This is a genomic window from Pseudomonas sp. BF-RE-22 (genome assembly GCF_019956155.1).
Taxonomy (GTDB): domain Bacteria; phylum Pseudomonadota; class Gammaproteobacteria; order Pseudomonadales; family Pseudomonadaceae; genus Aquipseudomonas; species Aquipseudomonas migulae.
The window spans coordinates 26,147-50,649 of the sequence record NZ_JAHBDD010000026.1 but is presented as its reverse complement, the minus strand read 5'-3'; the positions used below and the strand labels follow the sequence as shown (position 1 = coordinate 50,649).

Here is a 24,503-nt window from a genome sequence, read left to right as displayed (position 1 = left end):
CCGTTGTTACTTGTGTTCGTGATGTTGTCAGCGACTGAATGAGCCTGCCATTCGGCGCCAAAATGAGCGGCCGTTCAGGCTTGAGTGGATAATCGCGCGCCGTCCGGTCGAGCCGTTTTTTCGGTGAATGCATGCAGAGATCTGCAGCCAAAAAAACAGCGCTAAGTCAAAAAAATGGCGATTAAAAAATAATTTTGATCGCGATTAAGTATTACGCTAGTGTAGTTCAAAATATTGACGATATCATTTTAGTGGCTCACCTCGACGGACCGTCACGAGCTTCGTGTTCTATCTCAGTAAGCGCCTCGGGCAGTCTATGAATCGTACAGACGATATATCGAACCTGTTCAACAGGTTCGGGGCAAGTGCGGACAGCTATCTCGAATTCGATAGCCATTTTGACTACAAAGAAAAGCCGTTGGCGCTGGTGCCGACTACGCCTGCGTCCGTGGTGATTGAAGCCCCTCAGGCCGCTATTGAGGTGGTTGAAGCCGCACCGGTCGAACGTGCGATACATGTTGAGGCTGAACTGCCGCCCGTCAAAATCCCCCAGGTTGCTGCGCCGCTTCGCCATTTACTGGCCGAGGTCGCGCTGGCGCGTCAGGCAGAAGCGCAGGCACGCAACGAAGAGGCGCTGCGCCAGGTGCTGCCTCATGGCCGTCCGAGCAAAACCAAGGCGTATGTCATCGCGTTGATATCGGGCAAGGGCGGTGTTGGCAAAAGCACCCTGGCTTCGGCGCTGGCTACCCTGTTGCGGGTTGAGCACGGTCAGACGCTGGCCATCGACCTCGATCCGCAAAACGCCTTGCAGCATCACCTGGGTGCCGAGCCGGATGTGGCGGGCATGGCCAACGCCAGCCTGCAGGGTGAAAACTGGAATTCACTGCTGTTGGCCGGGCCGGCAGGCTCATTGTTGCTGCCTTATGGTGCGGTCACTGAAGATGAGCGCCGGACGCTGGAACGCTATCTGGAAAACGATCGATTCTGGCTGGCCCGTCAGTTGGCGAACATGGCGCTGGGCGAAAACGACGTGGTGATTCTCGACACACCACCGGGTCGTACGGCTTACCTGGACCAGGCCTTGATGGTGGCTGATCAGGTGCTGGTGGTGGTGACCGCCGACGCCGCGTGCTTCCTGACACTGGACCCGATGCAGCGCTTGCTCGACGAACGCAAGGCCCGGGGGCAGGCTCCGCAGTGCAATTACGTGATCAATCAGTTCGACGCCTCCCGAGCGTTTTGCCGGGATATGCAAGAGGTGCTCAAGCGCCGTCTCGGTAATGATCTGCTGGGGGCCGTGGCGCTGGATCACAGCATCGGTGAGGCGTTGGCGTACGGTCAAAACCCGTTGCTGGAACCGGGCTTTTCCCCGGCCTGCCGAGACATGCGAGTCCTGAGTGACACGCTCAAGGCGCAACTGAAATCGATGGATATCGCGGAGTCGTACGCTTCGTGATTACAGCCTCAGCTCCCGATACCGAAGCCCTGACGCGATCGCAGCGTTGGGCGCAGGCGCTGTCCGAACGCGTAGACAGTTTGCCCAAGGCATTGCGTCGAGCGTTGATCCTCGGCGTCACGCTGATGTGCGCGCTGATGGCTGTTTTTATCATCACAGTGCCGTTCGATCTGTATTCGCAGTGCCTCTTTGCGGCGGGTTGCTTCGCCACCGCGTTGGTGCTGCGCAAGATTCCGGGGCGCCTGACGGTGATGGTGCTGATCGGTTTGTCACTGACGGCGTCCCTGCGCTACCTGTACTGGCGGCTGACGTCCACCCTCGGTTTCGAAGGTTGGCTGGACATGCTGTTTGGCTACGGCCTGGTCATGGCCGAGCTGTACGCGATGATCGTGCTGGTGTTCGGTTACATCCAGACCGCCTGGCCACTGCGCCGCAAACCGATATTGATGAGCGGCCCGCCCAGTGAATGGCCGACGGTCGATGTGTTCATCCCGTCGTACAACGAAACACTGGATATCGTCAAAGTCACGATCTTCGCCGCTCAGGCCATCGACTGGCCTCGCGACAAGCTGCGCGTGCATGTTCTCGATGACGGGCGCCGCGAAGACTTCCGCGAGTTCTGCGGGCAGATCGGCGTCAACTACATCGTTCGTGACAACAACCGCCACGCCAAGGCAGGCAACCTCAATGAAGCGTTGAAGGTCACCAGTGGCGAGTTCGTGGCGATTTTCGACGCCGACCACGTGCCCACGCGCTCTTTCCTGCAGGTGAGTATCGGCTGGTTCCTCAAGGACCCCAAGCTGGCGATGCTGCAAACGCCGCACTTCTTTTTCTCCCCTGACCCGTTCGAAAAAAACCTCGACACCTTCCGTTCCGTGCCGAACGAAGGTGAGCTTTTCTACGGCCTCGTGCAGGACGGCAACGACCTGTGGAACGCGACGTTCTTCTGCGGTTCCTGTGCCGTCATCCGCCGTGAACCGTTGCTGGAAGTCGGTGGCGTGGCCGTCGAGACCGTGACCGAAGACGCCCACACGGCGCTCAAACTCAACCGTGCCGGCTACAACACTGCGTACCTGGCCATTCCTCAGGCGGCGGGCCTGGCGACGGAAAGCCTGTCACGCCACATCAGCCAGCGGATTCGCTGGGCACGGGGCATGGCGCAGATTTTTCGCACCGATAACCCGCTGTTCGGCAAGGGCCTCAGCCTGGGCCAGCGTCTGTGCTACGTGAACGCGATGCTGCACTTTTTCTATGGTTTGCCGCGTCTGGCGTTCCTTACCGCGCCGCTGGCCTTTCTGATTTTCGACGCGCGGATCTACCACGCCTCGGCCTTGATGATCACCGCTTATGTGCTGCCGCACATCCTTCACGCCAGCCTGACCAACTCCAGCATTCAGGGGCGGTTCCGCCATTCGTTCTGGAACGAGGTCTACGAGACGGTACTGGCCTGGTACATCATGGGCCCGGTGCTGATGGCGCTGGTCAATCCCAAGTTCGGCGGCTTCAACGTGACCGACAAGGGCGGGATCATCGACAAGAAGTACTTCGAATGGAAGCTGGCGCGCCCCTACATCATCCTGCTGAGTTTGAACGTCGTCGGCATGATCATCGGTGTAGTGAAGCTGATGGAGGGCGCGGACGATGCGGCGACCACGATCCTGATCAACCTGGCCTGGACCGTTTACAACATCATCATCACCAGCGCCTCGGTGGCGGTGGCCAGTGAAACCCGGCAGATGCGTTCCGAGCCGCGGGTTGCGGCGGCGTTGCCGATGCGCCTGACCCGTGCCGACGGCAGTGTCATCGAAGGCACCACTCTCGATTTCTCGCAAAAAGGCCTGGGCTTCCGTTTGCCTGACGGGGTGACGGTTCCCCAGGGCGAGCGGGTGCAGATCTCGCTGTTTCGCAATCAACACCTGAGCGTGTTCCCGGCGGTGATTGTGTTCAGTCGCGGCACCGTTTTGGGCGCGCAGTTCGATCAGTTGACGCTGCGCCAGCAAAGCGAACTGGTGCGCCTGACCTTCTCGCGCGCCGACACCTGGGCGTCGACCTGGGGCAGCGGTCAGGTCGACACGCCGTTGGTGGCGTTGCGTGACGTCAGTGCCATTGGCCTGCGCGGTATCTACGAACTCTTCAAGGCCACGGTCCTGGAAGCGCGGGCATGGCTGCGCAACCGTCGTCCACCCCCACCCCTCTTAGAAAACGTTCTGGACAAGTGATGAACTCGAAGTCTTTCGCTGTCGGTAACCTGCGCGGCGTTCGTCGCGCTCTGGCTCGTGCGACCTGCACCTTGCTGGCGTTGGGGAGTGGTGTCGCGGCGTTCGCCGAAACGGCGCCGGCGACCAGTGCCACGGCAGGTGCCGGCAACTACAGCCTGACGCTCAAGCAGCTGGGCCGGAACTATCCGATGACCCTGCGCGGCGTCGAGTCCGCCGACAGCGTCAACTTCGACGTGCGCGCCGATGCGATCGTGACCGGCGCGCACCTGACGTTGCAATACACCTACTCCCCTGCGCTGCTGGCCGACCTTTCGCAGATCAACGTGATGGTCAACGATGAGGTGGCTGCCAGCCTGCCATTGCCCAAGGAAAACGCCGGGGCGATGCAAAAACAGGTGGTGGAGATTCCCGCTCACCTGATCACCGAGTTCAACCGTTTGAGCCTGCAGTTCGTCGGCCACTATTCGATGAGTTGCGAAGACCCGCAGCACTCCAGCCTGTGGGCCAGGATCAGCAACAACAGTCAGCTCGACATTCAAGTGTCGCCACTGACCTTGCCGGACGATCTGGCGATCCTGCCGTTGCCGTTTTTCGACCGTCGGGATGCGCGTCAGCTGAGCTTGCCGTTTGTGTTTGCCGCTGCGCCAGACAACAGCACCCTGGAAGCCGCCGGCGCACTGTCGTCGTGGTTCGGCGCCCAGGCCAGCTATCGCGGCGCGGTGTTTTCCTCGCGCTTCAACCAACTGCCGGCCAGCGGCAATGCCGTGGTGCTGCTCAGTGGTCCTGATGCGCTGCAACTCGGTGGTTTGACGCTGCCGGCGGCGACAGGGCCGACCCTGACGCTGATGAGCAATCCCAACGATGCGAACGGCAAATTGCTGGTGATCACCGGTCGCGACGGGGCGGAACTCAAGCGCGCCGCGACGGCGTTGGTGCTGGGCAGTCAGGCGTTGTCGGGCAGCCGCGTGGTGATCGACCATCTCGACAACGTGCAGCCACGCAAGCCGTACGATGCACCGAACTGGTTGCCCACCGATCGTCCGGTCAAGCTGGGTGAGTTGATTGCGGCCAAGCAATTGAATGTCGCCGGCTACAACCCCGGCGAGATCACCGTGCCGCTGAATTTCCCGCCAGACCTGTTCACCTGGCGCGACGAAGGCGCACCGCTGGACCTCAAATACCGCTACACCCCGCAAGAGAAATCCTCCAACTCGTCGTTCATTGTCAGCTTCAACGACGGGCTGATTCAGTCTCGCAACCTGCCGTCCCAGGACAAACTCGACAGCGGTGTGCTCAGCGCGCTGAAGACCAACGACAGCCTGGCCCGCGAAGTTCGTGTGCGCCTGCCGTTGAACTCGGTCGCCCTGCAATCGCGCCTGCAACTGCGCTACATGTTCGATTACATCAAACAGGGCGAGTGCGGCGACATCATCATCGACAACATGCGCGGCAGCGTGGACCCGGAATCGACCCTGGACCTGCGCGGCTACGACCACTTCATGGCCATGCCCAACCTCGGCGTGTTCAAGGATGCAGGCTTCCCGTTCACCCGTTTGGCCGACCTGTCGCAAACCGCCGTGGTGCTGCCGGACAACGCCGGGGCTACTGACCTGGACGCCTACCTCACGGTGCTCGGACGGTTTGGTCAGTCCACCGGTTACCCGGCCACCGGCGTACAGGTGACGCAAGCGGCGCAGGTCGCTGCGGCTGCTGACAAGGATCTGCTGGTGTTGGCGTCCGGTGCCAACCAGCCGCTGCTGACCCAGTGGGCCGACCGTCTGCCGGCGGCCGGGAATGACGGTAAGCAACGTTTCGAACTGTCCGACTTGCCCATGCGCGTACGGGATTGGTTCAGCCCCGACCCGGATGCCAACCAGCGCAAGGCACGGCTGGCCATGGCGTTTTCCGGCGGGCAGCGCAGCACGTACCTGACCGGTTTCGAGTCGCCGCTGAAGAGCGGTCGCAGCGTCGTGGTGATTGCCAGCGACCGGCCGGAAGGCCTCACCGAAGCGACCAAAGCCTTGGTCGGTGGCGAGGAATACACCCAGTCGATCCAGGGCAGCCTGGTGGTGGTTCGCGGCAAATCCATCGAAGCGCTGGTGGCGGACGAGCAGTACTACGTCGGCGAACTCGGGCCGTTCAAGTACGTGCAATGGATGTTGTCGCGGCATGTGGGCTGGATGTTTGCGCTGACCGGGCTGGCCATCGTGCTGCTCAGTGGTCTGGCGTACGTGTCGCTGCGTGCCCGCGCCAAACGACGTCTTGACGTGTGATGAGCGTGCCCGCCTTCGCCCATAAACGCCCGTGCCGTGCCGCCGTGATCGCGCTGTCGACGCTGCTGCTGGCATGGCTGCTGCCCGCCACCGCCCAGGCGCAACGTTGCGAGGCATCGACCTGGCCGTTGTGGCAGACGTTCGTCGAGCACTTTGTGCAACCCGACGGGCGTGTGCTGGACGCCAGCACGCCGCAACGTCACAGCTCGTCTGAAGGTCAGTCGTACGCCATGTTCTTCGCCCTGGTGGCGAATGATCGGGTCACCTTCGACAAGCTGTGGCGCTGGAGTCAGGACAACCTCGCCCAGGGCGATATCAAGAACAATCTGCCGGGTTGGTTCTGGGGCCTGGACGAGCAGGGCAACTGGCGCCTGCTGGACAGCAACTCGGCGTCTGACGCCGATCTCTGGTTCGCCTACGCGTTGCTCGAAGCCGGAAGACTTTGGCAGAGCGACGCCTACACCCAGGCGGCGCGCCAGATCCTGCACAACGTTGTCACCCAGGAGGTCGAGGACCTGCCGGGGCTGGGCAAAATGCTGATGCCGGGAAAGTTCGGATTTATCAAACCCGACCTCAACAAGCCTGAGCTGTGGCAGCTCAACCCCAGCTATCTGCCGATTCCGGTGCTGCGCCGATTCGCCGACATCGATCGCAACGGACCGTGGGCGGAAATCGCCACGAACACCGCGACCCTGATCAAGGCCGTCAGCTACAAAGGCTTCGTTGCCGATTGGGTCAGTTATCGCCGCACCGGGCCGGGCAAGGGCGAGTTCATCGTCGACCCGGTCAAGGGTGAATTGGGCAGTTACGATGCGATCCGCACGTACCTGTGGGCGGGCGTGATGCCCGTCAAGGACCCGATGCGCAAACCGTTGCTCGGCAGCCTGGGCGGCATGCTCGCCGCCACGCTCGCCGACGGTGTGCCGCCGGAGAAAGTCCAGGTGCTCAGCGGTCAGCGCAGCGGTGCCGGCCCGTTCGGTTTTTCCGCCGCGCTGCTGCCGTATTTCAAAGCGCTGGGCAATGCGTCGCTGCAACAGCAACAGGCCTTGCGCGTGCAGCAACTGATGGCCCAGACCCTGACCGCCGAAGCGGTCCAGGCAAAGCAGCCACCCTATTACTTTTTTGTACTGAGCCTGTTTTCGCTGGGCTACATGGACAACCGCTACCACTTCCTCGATCACGGGAAGTTGCAACCGATGTGGGAGAAGCAATGCCAGCGCGCCGTCACGCCATAGCCTTCGGGGTTTTCGCCGCCCTGATCCACAGCAGCAGCTTTGCCGAGCTCAATGGTGCCGGCAAGGCGCTGCTGCAACAGGGGCAATACTGGCAGGCACAAGGTGACCAGGTCCGGGCCACCGAAGCCTGGAAAAAACTGCTGCTGATCGATCCGCAGCAAGCCGATGCGATTTACGGTCTGGGCTTGCTGGAGCTCAAGGCCAACCGCCCTGCGGGTGCCAATCGCTACCTGGATCAGCTCAAGCAATCCCATCCCGGCGAATCGCAAACGTTGTTGCTGGAACAAGCCATCGCCTTGCAAAGCGGCAGCAATCTCGATCAGTTGGAGCAGGCGCGCCTGCTGGCAACGGCGGGCGAACTGGACAAGGCCATGCCGATCTATCGGCAGATCTTCGCGGACAAGGCACCTCAAGGGGAGCTGGGCCTGGAGTTCTACAACTACCTCGGTTACTCGACCGGTGGCTGGGCCGAGTCGCGCCAGGGCCTGGAGCGTTTGCTGCAACAAAGCCCGGACAACGCCAAGATCAAACTGGTGTTGGCCAAGCTGCTGCTGCGTAACGAAGTGACACGTACCGACGGTATTCGTCGCTTGGGTCAGCTGTCGACCCTGCCCGAACTGGGCGGTGAGGCTACCGAAAGTTGGCGCGAGGGGCTGGTGTGGCTGGGTTCGCCACGAGCGGCGGAGATCCCGTTGTTCGAGGAGTACCTCAAGGCCAATCCGGATGACGCCGAGATTCGCACGCAAATGAACAGCCGTGGCACGGCTGCCGTGGCTGCCCAGCAGAATCCGAACCTGGCACGCGGTTTCAAGGCGCTTCAGGACAACCAGTTGAATGTCGCCGAGCAAGCCTTTCTGGCACGACTCAAAGAACAAGCGCAGGACGCCGACGCGTTGGGCGGCCTGGGGATCGTTCGTCAGCGTCAGGGCCGCTTGAGCGACGCCAATGAACTGCTCAAGCGTGCCGCCGGCCGTGGCGGTAACCCGCGCTGGCAAGCGGCGCTGGAGAGCAATCGCTACTGGGATCTGCTGGGCCAGGCTGACAAGGCCAAATCCGACCATGACCTGGTGCGGGCGCGCAGCCTGTTGCAACAGGCCATCGCCAGCAAGCCGCGACAAGTCGAAGGCTATGTCGCTTTGGGCGGTGTGCAAGCGGAGCAGAACCAGTTGGACAATGCCGAGGCGAGCTATCGTCAGGCACTGACCCTGGACAATGACAACCCTGCGGCCCTGCTGGGACTGATCACCGTGCTGGCGCAAAACGGTCAGGCCAGCCAAGGGTTGCGAATGATCGAAGGGCTGAACCCGGCCCAGCAAAAACGCCTTGGCGATTTGCGGCCATTGCGTGCCGCCGTCGCGGTCGGCCAGGCGAAAAATGCCGAGCGCAGCGGCGACCTCAACGGCGCGATTGCCGCGCAACAGGAAGCCGTGCGCAACGACCCGCAGAATGTCTGGACGCGCTATGACCTGGCGCGTCTGTACGTGCAAGCGAAGGCCCCGGACAAAGCCCGGCAGACCATGGCGGAGCTTCTTAAGGCCGATCCGCAACGCGTCGATGCGCTGTACGTCAGCGCGTTGCTGTCGAGCCAGTTGGGTGAGTGGTCGAACGCGCAAAGCACACTGGAGCGCATCCCGGTGAGCCAGCGCAGCACGGCGATGCAACAACTGGCCAACGAGGTTCAGGTGCAATCCTTGGCCAGCCAGGCCTCTACCCTGGCCAAACAAGGTGACCGCAGCCAAGCCATCACGTTGCTGCGTCGTGCCGAATTGGCGGCCAACGGCAAACCCGAATCATTGGGCATGCTGGCCTCGGCGTACGTCGATGCCGGTGATACCGAACACGCGTTGTCGATGCTGCGCAACGCCATGGCACAAAGCAGCACACCGTCAGCGTCGCTGCGCCTGGCGTACGCCGGCGTGCTGCTGAAGACCGGTGACGACGTGCAGGTCAATCAGATCCTGCACGAGCTGCAAAGCCAGCCATTGGCGGCGGCGGATCAGCGCAGTTACGACCAATTGTTGTACCTCTACACCGTGCGTCAGGCCGATCTGTTGCGGGAAAAGGGCGACCTCGTGGCGGCCTACGACACGCTCGCGCCGGCGCTGGCTCAGCGTCCGAACGACCCCTTGGCGGTTGGCGCGCTGGCGCGCATGTACCTGGCCAACAACAACGCCAAAAAAGCCATCGAGCTGTATCAACCGCTGCTCGACCAGGCGCCGAATGATCCGCAGCTGCAGATCGGCATGGCCCAGGCCTTGAATCAGTCCGGCGATTATCGCGGCGCTGAAAAAGCCATGGACAAGGCGCTGGAACTGGCGCCGAACGACGCGCCGATTCTCGCCACCGCCGCCAGTCTGTATCGCGCCCAAGGCAAGAACGCCAAGGCCGCGCAGCTGTATGCACGTGCCCTGGCACTGCAAGCGCCGAGCAAGGAAGACGCCAATCCGTTTGCCGGGACCGTGGCTGCCAACCCGTTCGTGGGCAAGGCTGGCCAGCGCAGTCAATCGCGGCTGGCCGAGGCTACGCTGTCGCAAATTCCGGCGCCCGCGCAGGTGCAAGTTGCGCAGGCGGCGGATGAGGCCGAGCCGGCCCTATCGAATGCCCTGGCGAGTAATGGCAGCGCTGGCGCTTACGCTGTGCAACCCGCGCGGGCCCCGGCCAAGCCGACGGACCCGCAGGCAGAAGCCCGCCAGGCGATGCAAAGTGCGCTGGACCAGATTGATCAGGAGCGCAGCCCGCGTGTCACTCAAGGCGTGACCATCCGCAGCAATGACAGCGAGTCGGGCCTGAGCAAAATAACCGACGTCGAAACGCCGCTGGAAATCAGTGTGCCGCTGGGTGATGACCGTCTGGCGCTGCGCGTTACGCCGGTGTCGCTGAACGCCGGTGGCATCAGTGATCCTGCCAAGTCGCGCTTCGGTGGTTTCAATGAGCAGCAGATGGCCGCGTTGCAAGCCCAGTTGGCGAACAACACGGACCCGGTCCAGACCGATTTTCTGCGTAATCAGATCAGCGGCCCGATCGGGCGCCAAAAGGACACGGGTGTCGGCCTGGCCGTGGCTTACGAGAACCCGTCGCTGGGGCTGAAAACCGATCTTGGCGCAAGCCCCATGGGTTTCCTCTACAGCACCGTGGTCGGTGGTATCAGCATTGATCGCTCGTTCACCGAAGGCAGCGATTTCCGCTACGGCCTGAGCCTGTCGCGGCGCCCGGTGACCGACAGCCTGGTGTCTTTCGCCGGTGCGCGAGACGCCCGCAGTGGCCTGGAATGGGGCGGCGTCACCGCCAATGGCGGGCGTTTGCAGCTCAGCTATGACAATGGCGATTACGGCGTCTATGGCTACGGTGGCCTGCACAAACTGGTGGGCAACCACGTCGAATCCAACAGCCGTGCCGAGGCCGGCACCGGTGTCTACTGGTACTTGCTCAATGACGATAGCCGTCAGCTGACCGCCGGCCTGAGCCTCACCGGCATCAGCTACGACAAGAACCAGGGCAACTTCACCTACGGCAACGGCGGTTACTTCAGCCCGCAAAACTTCTTTTCCATCGGCGTGCCGATTGGCTGGTCGCAACGCACCGATCGCTTGAGTTACTCGGTCAAGGGCTCGGTCGGCGTGCAGCACATCGAGCAGGATGCGACGCCGTACTTCCCGAATGATAGCGACATGCAGAGCGTGCTGAGTCAGGTCTCGCAGCAGTACGCCACGGCCGGGATCATTGTGCCGACCCAGTACTCGGGACAGAACAAGACAGGCGTCGGCTACAACCTGAATGCGGCCGCCGAGTACCGTTTTGGCGACAACGTCTTCCTGGGCGGCAGCTTCGGCCTGGACAACGCCCAGGACTACAAGCAATTCACCGGTGGTTTGTACCTGCGGTACATGTTTGAAGACTTCACCGGTCGCATGGCGATGCCGGTCAGCCCTTACCGTTCCCCTTATTCGAATTAAGCAGCAGGAGTTTGCACCGTGGCAGTATCGATTCTGGCAGGCATGACCATTTTGATGATTGGCGACAGCCACCTGGCAACGCCTGACTATCTGATTTCCTCCCTGCACGACAGCCTGGTTGCCCAGGGTGCGACCGTGCATACCTTGGGTATTTGCGGCGCCAATGCCGGTGACTGGCTCAAAGCCACGCCGGGCACCTGCGGTGGCGCCGAGCGTCGTGGCACGGAAAAAACCGTGGTGCTGGGCGGTAAAGCCGCGACCTTGCCGATCAGCCAGTTGCTGGCCACCGACAAACCGGACCTGGTGCTGATTGTCATGGGTGACACCATGGCCAGCTACACCAAACCGGCGTTCCCGAAAGCCTGGCTGTGGCAGCAGACCACTGCGCTGACCAAGGAAATCTCGGCCAACGGCACCCGTTGCGCGTGGGTCGGCCCGAACTGGGGCACCGAAGGCGGCAAGTACGGCAAGACATTTGCCCGGGTCGAGATGACCTCCAAGTTCCTCGCCGCCAACGTGGCGCCGTGCAGCTACATCGACTCGCTGCAGTTCTCCAAGCCGGGCCAATGGGCCACGGTGGACGGTCAGCATTTGACCGCGCCGGGCTACAAAACCTGGAGTGCTGACATCAGCAAGGCTCTGCTGGAAGCCCCGGCCGTCAAGGAAGCCAAGAAATGATCAAGCTGTTCACGGCGCTCGCGGCCGTCCCGGTGTTGTCGATCAGTACCCTGGCCCACGCCGAAGTGGCGTTGTACCCCACCGGCCCGGCCGAAGATTCGGCGTTCATCCGCTTCGTCAACACCGTCACCGCGCCGCTGGACGTGATCGCTCAGGCCGGCCAACCGCCGCTGCGTCTTGAAGTGGCCGCACCGGTATCGTTGTTTTTCCCGGTGCAGGCCAGCAGTCCGATCAAGGGCAGCCTGGTCAGCGGTGCGCAAAAACTGGCCATGGATTTGAAAGTCGAGCCCGGTGAATTCGCGACCGTGCTGGTGTTGCCGGACGGTGCAGGCATCAAGCAAGTGGCGGTGCGCGAGCAGCCGGACGACTTCAACGGCCTGAAAGCGTCGCTGGCGTTCTTCAACGTCGACGCTTCGTGCGCCGATGCCAGTCTGCGTCCTGCCGGGCGTACCGCCGACCTGTTCAAAGCGGTGCCGGTCGACAGCTTGCAGCGTCGCTCGATCAACCCGGTGAGCCTGTCGGTGCAACTGGTGTGCGCCAACGCCAACGTCGGCGGGCCGCTGGATCTGGGGGAACTCAAAGCGGGTGAGCGCTACAGCGTGCTGCTGGTGCCGTCGGCCGCAGGACCGCGTCTGTTGAACGCCACGGACTCGTTGTCCCACTGATCGGATCTCTGCGCCGCCATGGTCTTCGCCTCATTAGAGTTCCTGACATTGTTTTTGCCAGCGTTTCTGCTGGTCTACGCATTGGGCCGACCGGCCTGGCGCAATGTCATCCTGTTGCTCGGCAGTTGGCTGTTCTACGGCTGGCTGAGCCCGTTGTTCCTGACGCTGCATATCGTGCTGACGATTGTGGCGTGGGTGGGCGGCCTGCTGGTGGCCCGCGCACCGGACGGCTCCCGCGGGCGAGTGCGGCTGTTGATCGCGTTGATCGTGTTCAACACAGCGGTGTTGTGCTGGTACAAATACGCCAACATCCTCGCCGGGACCTGGAGTGAACTGATCACGTATTACGGGGCGATGCCGCTGGAATGGCAGCGGGTGGCGCTACCGGCGGGCCTGTCGTTCATCGTGCTGCAGGCGATTTCCTATCTGGTGGATGTGCATCGGCATACCGTGCCGGTGGAGCGCAGTTTCATCAATTACGCCACGTACATTTCCATGTTCGGCCACTCCATTGCTGGCCCGATCATTCGTTATGACTGGGTGCGCCGAGAGCTGACGCAGCGGTATTTCAGTTGGCAGAATTTCTCCCTCGGTGCACGTCGATTCATGATCGGCATGTGCATGAAAGTGCTGGTGGCCGATACGCTGTCGCCGCTGGTGGATGTCGCGTTCCACCTGGAAAACCCGTCCTTTGTCGACGCCTGGATTGGCTGCCTGGCCTACTCGCTGCAACTGTTTTTCGACTTCGCCGGCTACAGCGCCATGGCCATCGGCCTGGGCCTGATGCTGGGCTTTCACTTTCCGGAAAACTTCAACCGGCCGTACCTGGCCAGCAGCATCCAGGACTTCTGGCGGCGCTGGCATCTGTCGCTGTCGAGTTGGCTGCGCGACTACCTGTACATCGCCCTTGGCGGCAACCGCAACGGTGCGTGGAAGACTTATCGCAACCTGTTCCTGACCATGGCCATCGCCGGTCTGTGGCACGGCGGCGACAGCTGGAATTACCTGTTGTGGGGTTCGGCGCACGGGGTCGCATTGTGCGTTGATCGCCTCTGGTCCCGTTCCCGATTGCCAAACATTCCGCCGTTGCTCTCGCACAGCCTGACGCTGCTGTTCGTGTTCCTCGCCTGGACGCTGTTCCGCGCGCCGGATTTCCATTCGGCGCTGACGATGTATGCCGGGCAGTTTGGCCTGCATGGCTTTGCGTTGGGCGATGCGCTGGCGGTGACCCTGCGCCCGGTGCATGGGCTGGCAGCGTTGCTCGGCGTGGTGTGCATTCTCGCGCCGCTCCTGCAAAGCCGAGTCGAGCAGCGGTTCGCCCGTCATGCCTTGTTCGTTCCGGTCACGGCTCTGTGGCCGGTGGCGGGGTTCCTGCTTTCGTTTGCGTTGATCGCGAGCCGTGAAGCCGTACCCTTTCTGTACTTTCAGTTCTGATGACCGCGCCCATGACTTCTTCGTCTCCCGCACCGGCTCAACCCTGCGAACGTACCGCCCGCATCAGCAAGCTGTCGGGCGTCGTGTTCGTGGCTTTTCTGGCGCTGGGTTTCGCCTCTTGCGCCTGGCTGCTGGCGAGCGGCAAAGTCGAGTTCGTGCCGCCAAAACTCACGCGTCAGGCCGCACTGGAAGGCGACATCACCCACAAGATCGCCAAGCAGTTGTCGCAGGCGTCAGTGCCTGAGCAAGCGGCGAATCTGGAGCGCGGCGCAAGCTGGCTGGCGCTGCACGATACCGGCCCGCGGGTGCGCTCGGGATGTGCCGGCTGGTTGTTCCTGACCGATGAGATGCGCATCAACCGTCACGCCCACGCCAATGCCGACACCAAGGCCGGCGTGGTGCGTGAACTTCAGCAACGCCTGGCCAAACGCGGCGTCACGTTGCTGGTGGCGGTGGTGCCGGACAAGAGCCGCATCGCCCAGATGCAATTGTGCGACCTGCGTCGCCCGGCGATGTTGCAGGACCGCGCTGCGGCGTGGGTCGATGGGCTGAACAAGGCCGGTGTCGCTGCTGTGGACCTGGCGCCGAGCCTGCAACCGTTGGGCGCTGACGCGTACCTGCGCACGGACACCCACTGGAGCGAAACAGGCGCCGCCGCCGCGGCAAAAGCCGTGGCCACGCAGGTGCAGCGCATGGGCATCAGCGCCACGCCGCACAAAGATTTCGAGGCGCAGGTGCAAGAACCGGCGCGCCGTCCGGGCGACCTGGTCAGGCTTGCCGGCCTGGAATGGCTGCCGGTGGCACTGCAACCGGCCCCGGAAACCGTGGCGGCCACCCGGATCAGCGAGAAAGCGGCCGCAGCGCAAAGCGGCGGCGATAACCTCGACGACCTGTTTGGCGATGACAACCTGCCGAACGTGGCGCTGATCGGAACCTCGTTCTCGCGCAACTCCAACTTCGCGGGATTCCTGCAGCAGGCGCTGGGTGCGCCGATCGGCAATTTCGCCAAGGACGGCGGCGAGTTTTCCGGTGGCGCCAACGGCTACTTCAACAACCCGGCGTTCAAACAGACGCCGCCCAAGCTGATCATCTGGGAAATCCCCGAGCGGGATTTGCAGACGCCCTACAGTGAAGTGATTGATTGGGCAAAGTGAGGTGGGGCTGATGGCCTCTTCGCGAGCAAGCCCGCTCCCACAGTTAACCGAGTAGTCCTGACGGACACGGTCAAGGTGGGAGCGGGCTTGCTCGCGAAGGCTGCCTGACAGACAACACAATTCAAAAGCCATATCGTTATTCGCTAACGGTATTTAAATTTCAATTCTTATATCTATAAAGTCACTCACCTGCGTACCTGCCGACCAATCGGCGCGCCGCACGAAACGAACCAACACGGGACCTCCGTGAGTTTCTGATCGACGCGCGCGCCTTTGAGCGTGCCGTGCGTGGGAGTGATTTATGTCTGTCGTCTCTGCAACTCAAAGCATCGCACCGCAAACCTTCGAGATTCGCCCGTTCAGCGGTGCCGTCGGAGCCGAAATCATCGGCCTGGACCTGTCCCGTCCGATCAATGATCAGGACTTCGCCCGCATCCATCGCGCGCACCTGGATCATCACGTCGTGGTGTTCCGCGAACAACGCATTACTCCCGAACAGCACATCGACTTCAGCCGCCGTTTTGGCGTGTTGCAGATCCACGTGCTCAAGCAGTTCTTGCTGACCGGGCACCCGGAAATCCTCATCGTTTCCAACATCATCGAAAACGGCCAATCCATCGGCCTCGGTGACGCCGGCAAGTTCTGGCACTCCGACCTGTCCTATAAAGAATTGCCGAGCCTGGGCTCGATGCTGCACGCCCAGGAATTGCCGTCCGAGGGCGGCGACACCTTGTTCGCCGACATGCACAAAGCCTGGGACAACCTGCCTGAAGCGTTGCGCAAAGCGGTCGAAGGTCGCTCGGCGGCGCACTCGTACACGGCGCGCTACAGCGAGACCAAATTCGAAGGCAACTGGCGTCCGACCCTGACGCCGGAGCAACTGGCCCAGGTTGCCGAAGTCGTCCACCCCATCGTGCGCACGCACCCGGAAAACGGTCGCAAGGCGTTGTTCGTCAGCGAGGGTTTCACCACCCGCATCGTTGGTTTGCCGGACGACGAGAGCAAGCAACTGCTCGACGAGCTCTACGCCCACAGCGTGCTGCCGCACAACATTTACCGCCATCAGTGGCAGCCCCATGACCTGGTGTTCTGGGACAACCGTTCGCTGATCCACCTCGCCGCCGGATGCCCCAGCCATCTGCGCCGCAAGTTGTATCGCACCACCATTCAGGGCGACGCGCCTTTCTGATTTGTCGGAGATTGAATCATGTCCAAACGTCTTCCCTTTGCACCGCTGGCTGCGGCCATCGGCCTGGGTTTCAGCCTGATCGCCGGCAGCCTGGTGGCGCCGACCGTGGCTCACGCCGAAGGTGAAATCCGCATCGCCGAACAGTTCGGCATCGTTTACCTGTTGCTCAACGTGGTGCGCGATCAGAACCTGATCGAGAAGTACGGCAAGCAGGAAGGCATCGACATCAAGGTCGACTGGACTCAGCTGTCCGGCGGCGCGGCGGTCAACGATGCGTTGCTTTCCGGTTCGATTGATATCGCCGGTGCCGGCGTCGGTCCGCTGCTGACCATCTGGGACCGCACCCACGGCAAGCAGAACGTCAAAGCCGTGGCTTCTCTCGGCAACTTCCCGTACTACTTGGTGAGCAACAATCCGAAGGTCAAAACCATCGCCGACTTCACCGAGAAGGACCGCATCGCGGTGCCGGCCGTGGGCGTGTCGGTGCAGTCACGCTTCCTGCAATACGCGGCCGCCAAGCAATGGGGCGACAAGGAATTCAATCGCCTCGACAAGTACACCATCGCCGTTCCGCACCCGGACGCCACGGCCGCGCTGATTGCCGGCGGCACCGAGTTGACCGGGCATTTCTCCAACCCGCCATTCCAGGATCAGGCGCTGGCCAACCCCAACGTCCATGTGGTGTTGAACACCTATGACCTGCTCGGCCCGAACTCGCCGACGGTGCTGTTCGCCACCGAGAAATTCCGCAACGAGAACCCGAAAACCTATAAGGCGTTCGTCGAGGCGCTGACCGAAGCGGCGCAATTTGCCCAGAACGATAAAGGCGCCGCCGCCGATACCTACATCCGCGTGACCAAGGCGAAAATCGATCGCGCCGCGCTGCTGAAAATCATCGATAACCCGCAGTTCGAATTCAGTGTCACGCCGAAAAATACCTACCCACTGGCCGAGTTCCTCTACCGCGTCGGCGCGATCAAAAACAAACCGGATTCATGGAAGGATTACTTCTTCCAGGACACCAAACCGCTGCAAGGGAGCTGACCGACATGAACGCCCCTTTGCAAGGCCACACGGTCAGCAAACCGAACGTCGCAGCCCAGGCGCTGCTGTCGGTCGACAACGTCAGCCTCGAATACCGCACGCCGCAGCGTGTGGTTCGAGCGACCCACCAAGTCAGTTTTGAAATCGACCCGGCGGACCGCTTTGTTCTGCTCGGTCCTTCCGGTTGCGGCAAATCCACATTGCTCAAGGCGGTTGCCGGGTTCATCCAGCCCGTTGAAGGCGAAATTCGCCTGCAAGGGCAAACCGTCCATGCACCGGGGCCCGACCGGATCGTGGTGTTCCAGGAATTCGATCAGCTGCCGCCATGGAAAACCGTCAAACAGAACGTGATGTTTCCGCTGCTGGCGTCGAAAACCCTCAAGCGCCAAGAGGCCGAAGAACGGGCGCTGCACTATCTGGACAAGGTCGGGCTGGCGGCGTTTGCCGATGCTTATCCGCACACCTTGTCTGGCGGCATGAAGGCTCGCGTTGCCATCGCGCGGGCATTGGCGATGCAGCCGAAAATCCTCCTGATGGACGAACCCTTCGCCGCCCTCGACGCCCTCACGCGTCGCAAGATGCAGGAAGAATTGTTGCTGCTGTGGGAAGAGGTGCGTTTCACGTTGCTGTTCGTCACGCACTCCATCGAAGAAGCGCTGGTGGTGGGCAATCGCATCCTGCTGCTGTCGCCGCATCCCGGTCGGGTACGGGCGGAAGTCCACAGCCATCAGTACGATTTGCACAGTCTTGGCGGCGTGGCGTTTCAGGAGTCGGCGCGGCGGATTCATCGGTTGTTGTTCGATGAAGGCCAGTCACCGGAAACCGAACGCGAGCTGGATTTTTCCGACATTCGCATCGCTTACTGAGCCATTGAGAGGAGTGCCCGATGAGCCAGTTATCATCTGCGCGTGAAGAGTTCGAAACCGTTTTACAGCCGCTGACCAGCGTCCCGCTGGAGCGTGAGTTGCCCCTGGGTCAACGCCTGTGGCAACAGGGCTGGATTCGCAAAAGCCTGATCCTGATTTTGCTCGCGGTGCTGTGGGAGGTGGTTGCGCGCATTCAGAACAACGACCTGCTGCTGCCGAGTTTTCTGCAAACCGCCGTTGCGCTGTATGACGGCCTGCTCAGCGGCGAATTGCTAGGCAAGGTGTGGATTTCGCTGGTGGTGTTGCTGAAGGGGTATTTGATCGGCATCGTCCTGGCGTTTGCCCTGACCACCTTGGCGGTGTCGACGCAGTTCGGTCGCGATCTGCTGAGTACGCTGACCTCGATGTTCAACCCGCTACCGGCCATTGCGCTGCTGCCGCTGGCGCTGCTGTGGTTTGGGTTGGGGCAGAACAGCCTGATTTTCGTGCTGGTGCATTCGGTGCTCTGGGCGTTGGCGTTGAACACCTATGCGGGGTTCCTGGGTGTCTCGGAAACCTTGCGCATGGCCGGGCGAAATTACGGTTTGAAGGGCATGCGTTTCGTGTTGTTCATCCTGATTCCGGCGGCGCTGCCGTCGATTCTCGCCGGGCTGAAAATCGGTTGGGCCTTTGCCTGGCGCACGCTGATCGCCGCTGAGTTGGTGTTTGGTGCCACCAGCGGCAAGGGCGGTTTGGGCTGGTACATCTTTCAGAATCGCAATGAGCTGTACACCGACAAGGTGTTTGCCGGGTTGGCGGTGGTGATTTTGATCGGGTTGCTGGTGGAGAACCTGGTGTTTGATTCGCTGGAGCGGGTGACGGTGAAGCGTTGGGGGATGCAGCGTTAAGTTCTGTGGTGTCTGTACGGGCCCCATCAATCAGGGGATGTTTGCTAGCATTGCGTCTGAATCAATCCAGATCAGGCAAGAGTGCTCAGCATGCAACTCCCGGACATGAATCTTCTGGTCGCCCTCGACGCCTTGCTCGACGAAGGCAGTGTGGTGGGCGCCGCGCGCCGCATGAACCTCAGCCCGGCGGCCATGAGCCGCACGCTCACACGAATCCGCGAAGCCATCGGCGATCCGATTCTGGTGCGTGCCGGCCGCGGTCTGGTGCCCACGCCCAAGGCATTGGCGTTGCGCGAACAGGTGCGGGAGGTGGTCGAACAGGCCGCGTTGCTGTTCCGTTCCGCCGATGACGTGGAGCTGGGCAGTTTGCGCCGACGCTTCAGCATTCGCGCCAACGATTTCTTTGTCGGTGTCTACGGCGGCAAGCTGTTCGACACCATGGAGCGTCAGGCGCCGCACTGCGAATTGCGCTTCGTTCCGGAGGGCGATGGGGATGACGAAGCGTTGCGTGAAGGGCGCATCGATCTGAGCGTCAGCAACAATCGGCCGCTGATGCCGGAAGTGAAGGTCCAGAACCTGTTCTCCACCCATTTTGTCGGCCTGGTGCGCGAAGACCATCCGCTGTTCGACGAAGAAATCACCGCCGAGCGTTTTGCCGGGTTTTCTCACATCAGTATGTCCCGGCGCGGGATTGCTCGCGGCCCGATCGATACCGCGCTCAATGCTTTGGGCCTGGAGCGGCGAGTGGCGGTGATCGCGCCGAGTTTCCATGCGGCGATGTTTGCCTTGCCTGATTCCGATCTGATTCTGCCGGTGCCCAAGGAAGCGCTGCTGAGCGTGCGGCGGCTGGGCTTGAAATTGCGCTCGTTCACCCTGCCGATCCCGTTGCCGACCCTCATGCTGACCCAGGCCTGGCACCCGCGTTTTGACAAAGACCCGGCGCATCGCTGGATGCGTGAAACCCTCAAGGCGTGTTGCGATGCGACATGGCTGGCCGCACAACCCACGTCAGACTGAACACGGGCCCTGTAGGAGCCGGCTTGCTGGCGATAGCGATTTTTCATTCAACATTTTCATCGACTGATACACCGCTATCGCCAGCAAGCCGGCTCCTACAGGGGTTTTGTATTGCTGCGTGGGGCGCACTTATAACCTGCCAATAAGTTGATTTTCGTCAGGTCTCGCGCTTCTTAAAATGCTCCGACATTCACATCCCGGAGCTTGCAGTAATGACTTCCCTCACGGCCCCGGCACCTCTCGTCGTGGCCAGTCCAACGGTCGCCGTGACGCCACCTGTCTTCGGTCCGCGAATCATCATTGGTCTGGTGGGTGTTTTGCTGGCGGTGCTGGTGTCGGGCCTCAACGAGATGGTGACCAAGGTCGCCCTCGCCGATATTCGCGGCGCATTGGCCATCGGCTATGACGAAGGTACCTGGCTGGTCGCCAGTTACACCGCGACCTCGGTGGCCGCGATGGCGTTCGCGCCGTGGTGCTCGGTGACGTTCTCGTTGCGGCGCTTCACCCTCTGCGCGATCAGCGTGTTCACGTTGTTGGGCGTGCTGTGTCCGTTCGCCCCGAACTACGAAAGCCTGCTGCTCATGCGCACCTTGCAAGGCCTGGCGGGTGGTGCCTTGCCGCCGATGTTGATGACCGTCGCCCTGCGTTTTTTACCGGCCAACGTGAAGCTCTACGGTCTTGCCGGGTATGCCCTCACGGCCACCTTCGGTCCGGGGCTCGGCACGCCACTGGCCGGGTTGTGGACCGAGCATGTCGGCTGGCAGTGGACGTTCTGGCAAATCATCGCGCCGTGCCTGCTCGCCATGGCGGCGGTAGCCTACGGCTTGCCCCAGGATCCGCTGCGCCTTGAGCGTTTCAAGCAGTTCAACTGGCGCGGATTGCTGCTGGGTTTTCCGGCGATCTGCATGCTGGTGATCGGCATCCTGCAGGGCAATCGGCTGGACTGGTTCGAATCGACCCTGATCTGCGGATTGCTCGGCGGCGGGCTGGTGTTGCTGGTGCTGTTCCTGATCAACGAATGGTCGCAGCCGACGCCTTTTTTCAAGATGCAGATGCTCGGCATCCGCAACCTGTCGTTCGCCTTGCTGACCCTGGCCGGTGTGCTGGTGATTTTGCTGGCGGTGATCATCATTCCGTCCAGTTACCTCGCGCAGGTCCAGGGTTATCGCCCGGTGCAGACCGCACCGGTCATGTTGCTGGCGGCGCTGCCACAGTTGCTTGCGCTGCCGTTGGTGGCGGCGCTGTGCAACCTGCGCCGGGTGGATTGCCGCTGGGTGTTGGGGATCGGCCTGAGCATGCTGGCGCTGTCGTGTATCGGCGGCTCGCAACTGACATCGGCGTGGATTCGCGACGATTTCTACGTGCTGCAACTGCTGCAAATCTTCGGTCAACCGATGGCGGTGTTGCCGCTGTTGATGCTCTCGACCGGCAGTATCAGCCCGATGGAAGGGCCGTTCGCTTCGGCCTGGTTCAACACCGTCAAAGGCCTGTCGGCGGTGATCGCGACTGGCGTAATCGACGCGCTGACCACATCGCGGCTGCATTTTCATTCGACCATGCTGGTGGACCGTCTCGGCAACTCGCCGTTGGCCGACAGCGACAGCGCGGGCCTTGCCCACCGGCTGCATGAGCAAGCCGTGGTGCTGACCGCCTCGGACCTTTATCTGTGCATGGGCGGCGTCGCTTTGGCGCTGATCCTGTTGATTTTCTGGCTGCCGACGCGGATCTATCCGCCGCGTGCGCCGACATGAATGCTTCATTGAAACAGAAGGTTTTTATGACGACTCAATCCAAGCAAAAAATCGCCGCCGCAATGGCCTCCGTGGTGGCGGTCGGCGTGCTGGTGTATCTGCTGGCGCCGGGAGTTTTTGGCAAGCGCACGCAACAGAACACCAATGACGCCTTTGTCTCTGCCGACTTCACGTTGGTCGTGCCCCGCGTCGCCGGGTTCATCAAGGAAGTGCTGGTGGAAGACAATCAGCAGGTCAAGGCCGGGCAGTTGCTGGCGCTGATCGATGACCGCGACCTGCGCGCTGCCGCTCAAGCCGCCGACGCCGAAACGCTGGTGGCGCGGGCGCAACTGCAAAACGCTCGGGCGACCCTTGAGCGCCAGACGTCAGTGATTGCGCAGGCGCAAGCCACGGTGGTGTCGGCGAAGGCTGAGATGGCGTTCGCCGAGCATGAATTGAACCGCTACAACCACCTTGCCGGCGTTGGCGCGGGTACGGTTCAGAATGCTCAGCAAGCACGTACGCGTATTGATCAAGCCAGTGCCCGGTTAGTCAATGCCACAGCGGTGCTGTCGGCGGAGCGCAAGCAAGTGGAGATCCTCACCGCCCAGCGTGACGCCGCCGACGGTGGATTGAAACGGGCGCTAGCGGCCCTGGAAATGGCCAGCTACGAGCTGTCCTATACGCGCATCGTCGCGCCGCAGGACGGCATGGTGGGCGAGCGTGCAGTGCGTGTCGGTGCGTATGTCACGCCGGGCAGCAAGCTGCTGGCCGTGGTGCCGCTGGCGCAAGCGTATGTGGTCGCCAATTTCCAGGAAACCCAACTGACCGAGGTGCAGCCGGGGCAGGGTGTGCAGGTGCGCGTCGACAGCCTTGGCGGCGAAGCGTTGCGTGGTCGTGTCGAGAGCATTGCGCCGGCCACCGGGGTGACTTTCGCGTCGATCAAACCGGACAACGCGACCGGCAATTTCACCAAGGTTGTGCAGCGGATACCAGTGAAAATCGTCCTCGATCCGGGGCAGCCATTGGCTGAGCGGTTGCGGGTGGGGATGTCGGTGGAGGCGAGTATTGATACGGCTGAAACTGGCAAGCATGAGGTTGCTCAACGATGAGAATCTTCGTCGGCCGGGCTGGCCTCATCGCCGGCAAGCCGGTCTCGCTCCCACAGGGGGATCTGCGCAACGGCCACATTCTCAGCACAAAAGAAGACCCCTTGTGGGAGCGAGCCTGCTCGCGAAGAGGCCATCTGCTTCGACACAGTATTTGTACCTTGCTCGTCATGAGCCTCACCGCCTGCACCGTCGGCCCTGATTTCCAGAAGCCTCAAGCCCGGCAAGTTGCCGAATGGTCGAAACCATCGAAAGCCGCCGCCAGTGAAGTGATAACCGCTGACATGGACGAACGCTGGTGGGAAGTTTTCCAGGACCCGAAACTCTCGGCCCTGACCCAACGCGCTCTGACCGACAACCTCGACCTGAAACTCGCCAGCAGCCGTTTGCAGCAAAGCCGCGCTGCGCGGCAGGTGATCACCGCCGAACGCTATCCCAACACCGCCGCCACCGGCAGCTACGGGCGCAAACGCAACAGCGGTGAAGGCCTGAGCGATCCGTCGGGGCACCACGGTGACTCGGCGTTCAACCTGTGGGACGCAGGTTTCTCGGCCTCCTGGGAACTGGATTTCTGGGGGCGTGTGCGACGCGAAACCGAAGCGGCTGACGCCACCCTTGAAGTCGCGGAAAACGACCAGCGCGGCGTGCTGCTGTCGGTGCTCGCCGAAACCGCCCAGGACTACATTCAACTGCGCGGCGTGCAAAGCACACGAGCCGTCACCGAGCAGAACCTCGACGTCGCCCGCCACAGCCTGAAGCTGTCGCAACTGCGCCTGGCCGACGGTGTCGCCACCGACCTGGATGTCGCCGAAGCCGCCGCGCAAGTCGCAGCCATCGAATCGCGCTTGCCGGCACTGGAGCAGCGCCAGTCGCAACTGATCAACGCGCTGAGTCTGTTGATGGGCGAGCCGCCGCAAGCGCTGCACGCCGAGTTATCCACAGACGCGCCGGTGCCACAAACCCCGCGTCAGGTCGCCATCGGCCTGCCGTCGCAACTGGCCGAGCGCCGCCCGGACATCCGCCAGGCCGAAGCCCGCTTGCATGCCGCCACCGCAAACATTGGCGTGGCCAAGGGCGATTTTTATCCGCGCATCACCCTGTCGGGCAACCTCGGTTCGCAGGCCATGCAACTGAGTGACTTCGGCTCATGGGGTTCGCGTACTTTCGGCATCGGCCCGCAATTCAGCTTGCCGCTGTTCGACGGCGGTCGCCTGCGCGGTGTGCTGAATTTGCGTGAAGCGCAACAACAGGAAGCCGCCATCGCGTACCAGCAAACCGTGCTGCGCGCCTGGCACGAAATCGACGATCAACTGACCACCTACAACGCCAGCCAACTGCGTCGCGACAGCCTCGCCGAAGCCGTACGCCAAAACCAGATCGCCCTGCGCACCGCGCAACAGCAGTACATGGAAGGCGTGGTGGATTTCGTCAACGTCCTCACTGTGCAAGGTGAATTACTGGCAACTCAGCAGCAATGGGTCGAAAGTTCGACCGGGGTGTCGCTGGCGATGGTCGGGTTGTACAAGGCGTTGGGTGGGGGATGGGAGTCGGTGTATCCAGTAATGGAAACGGTGCTGCGTTAGTCCAATCAAGC

Annotated in this window: 17 protein-coding genes; all 17 read left to right on the top strand. The window is 61.9% G+C overall.

Going from position 1 to position 24,503, the window contains the following annotated elements; all coding sequences use genetic code 11:
* Positions 1 to 316 precede the first annotated feature (316 nt).
* Positions 317 to 1,456 carry a cellulose biosynthesis protein BcsQ gene (bcsQ, locus tag KGA82_RS15340; RefSeq protein ID WP_223451076.1) on the top strand — a complete coding sequence of 380 codons (1,140 nt, stop codon included), beginning with the start codon at positions 317 to 319 and terminating at the stop codon, positions 1,454 to 1,456.
* A complete protein-coding gene (gene bcsA / locus KGA82_RS15335; protein WP_008039607.1) occupies positions 1,453 to 3,675 on the top strand; it encodes a UDP-forming cellulose synthase catalytic subunit in 2,223 nt (740 codons plus the stop codon). Before bcsQ ends, bcsA begins: the two co-directional genes overlap by 4 nt.
* Positions 3,675 to 5,948, top strand: coding sequence for a cellulose biosynthesis cyclic di-GMP-binding regulatory protein BcsB (gene bcsB, locus KGA82_RS15330; protein WP_223451071.1), 2,274 nt, complete (start codon positions 3,675 to 3,677; stop codon positions 5,946 to 5,948). Before bcsA ends, bcsB begins: the two co-directional genes overlap by 1 nt.
* Positions 5,948 to 7,183 (top strand): cellulose synthase complex periplasmic endoglucanase BcsZ, encoded by a 1,236-nt coding sequence (gene bcsZ, locus KGA82_RS15325; protein WP_223451070.1) that lies wholly within the window; start codon positions 5,948 to 5,950, stop codon positions 7,181 to 7,183. The genes bcsB and bcsZ overlap by 1 nt, the downstream gene beginning before the upstream one ends.
* Positions 7,159 to 11,136, top strand: a complete 3,978-nt coding sequence (locus tag KGA82_RS15320; RefSeq protein WP_223451069.1) for a cellulose biosynthesis protein BcsC — start codon at positions 7,159 to 7,161, stop codon at positions 11,134 to 11,136. The genes bcsZ and KGA82_RS15320 overlap by 25 nt, the downstream gene beginning before the upstream one ends.
* A 54-nt stretch (positions 11,137 to 11,190) precedes the next feature.
* Positions 11,191 to 11,814, top strand: coding sequence for an SGNH/GDSL hydrolase family protein (locus KGA82_RS15315; protein ID WP_050562986.1), 624 nt, complete (start codon positions 11,191 to 11,193; stop codon positions 11,812 to 11,814).
* Positions 11,811 to 12,479, top strand: coding sequence for an alginate O-acetyltransferase AlgF (locus KGA82_RS15310; protein ID WP_223451065.1), 669 nt, complete (start codon positions 11,811 to 11,813; stop codon positions 12,477 to 12,479). Before KGA82_RS15315 ends, KGA82_RS15310 begins: the two co-directional genes overlap by 4 nt.
* 18 nt (positions 12,480 to 12,497) lie before the next feature.
* Entirely contained in the window at positions 12,498 to 13,913 is a 1,416-nt protein-coding gene (locus KGA82_RS15305; RefSeq protein ID WP_223451063.1) for an MBOAT family O-acyltransferase, read from the top strand.
* 11 nt (positions 13,914 to 13,924) lie between these two features.
* Positions 13,925 to 15,067 carry an alginate O-acetyltransferase AlgX-related protein gene (locus KGA82_RS15300; RefSeq protein ID WP_223451061.1) on the top strand — a complete coding sequence of 381 codons (1,143 nt, stop codon included), beginning with the start codon at positions 13,925 to 13,927 and terminating at the stop codon, positions 15,065 to 15,067.
* Positions 15,068 to 15,368: 301 nt separating this feature from the next.
* Positions 15,369 to 16,256 (top strand): TauD/TfdA dioxygenase family protein, encoded by an 888-nt coding sequence (locus tag KGA82_RS15295; RefSeq protein WP_223451059.1) that lies wholly within the window; start codon positions 15,369 to 15,371, stop codon positions 16,254 to 16,256.
* Positions 16,257 to 16,274: 18 nt separating this feature from the next.
* The gene (locus KGA82_RS15290; protein ID WP_008024498.1) at positions 16,275 to 17,300 is read left to right on the top strand and encodes an ABC transporter substrate-binding protein; all 1,026 of its coding nucleotides are present in this window, start codon (positions 16,275 to 16,277) and stop codon (positions 17,298 to 17,300) included.
* A gap of 5 nt (positions 17,301 to 17,305) precedes the next feature.
* Positions 17,306 to 18,166 carry an ABC transporter ATP-binding protein gene (locus tag KGA82_RS15285; protein WP_008024500.1) on the top strand — a complete coding sequence of 287 codons (861 nt, stop codon included), beginning with the start codon at positions 17,306 to 17,308 and terminating at the stop codon, positions 18,164 to 18,166.
* Positions 18,167 to 18,186: 20 nt separating this feature from the next.
* Positions 18,187 to 19,053 carry an ABC transporter permease gene (locus tag KGA82_RS15280; protein ID WP_207285547.1) on the top strand — a complete coding sequence of 289 codons (867 nt, stop codon included), beginning with the start codon at positions 18,187 to 18,189 and terminating at the stop codon, positions 19,051 to 19,053.
* A 90-nt stretch (positions 19,054 to 19,143) separates the two neighbouring features.
* On the top strand, positions 19,144 to 20,070 hold the full coding sequence (locus KGA82_RS15275; RefSeq protein ID WP_192226630.1) for a LysR family transcriptional regulator: 927 nt from the start codon (positions 19,144 to 19,146) through the stop codon (positions 20,068 to 20,070).
* 212 nt (positions 20,071 to 20,282) lie between these two features.
* Complete coding sequence (locus KGA82_RS15270; protein ID WP_223451057.1) at positions 20,283 to 21,821, top strand: MFS transporter; 1,539 nt, start codon at positions 20,283 to 20,285, stop codon at positions 21,819 to 21,821.
* Between the two features lie 26 nt (positions 21,822 to 21,847).
* Complete coding sequence (locus tag KGA82_RS15265; protein ID WP_223451055.1) at positions 21,848 to 22,912, top strand: HlyD family secretion protein; 1,065 nt, start codon at positions 21,848 to 21,850, stop codon at positions 22,910 to 22,912.
* The gene (locus tag KGA82_RS15260) at positions 22,909 to 24,492 is read left to right on the top strand and encodes an efflux transporter outer membrane subunit (RefSeq protein WP_223451054.1); all 1,584 of its coding nucleotides are present in this window, start codon (positions 22,909 to 22,911) and stop codon (positions 24,490 to 24,492) included. Before KGA82_RS15265 ends, KGA82_RS15260 begins: the two co-directional genes overlap by 4 nt.
* Positions 24,493 to 24,503 lie beyond the last annotated feature (11 nt).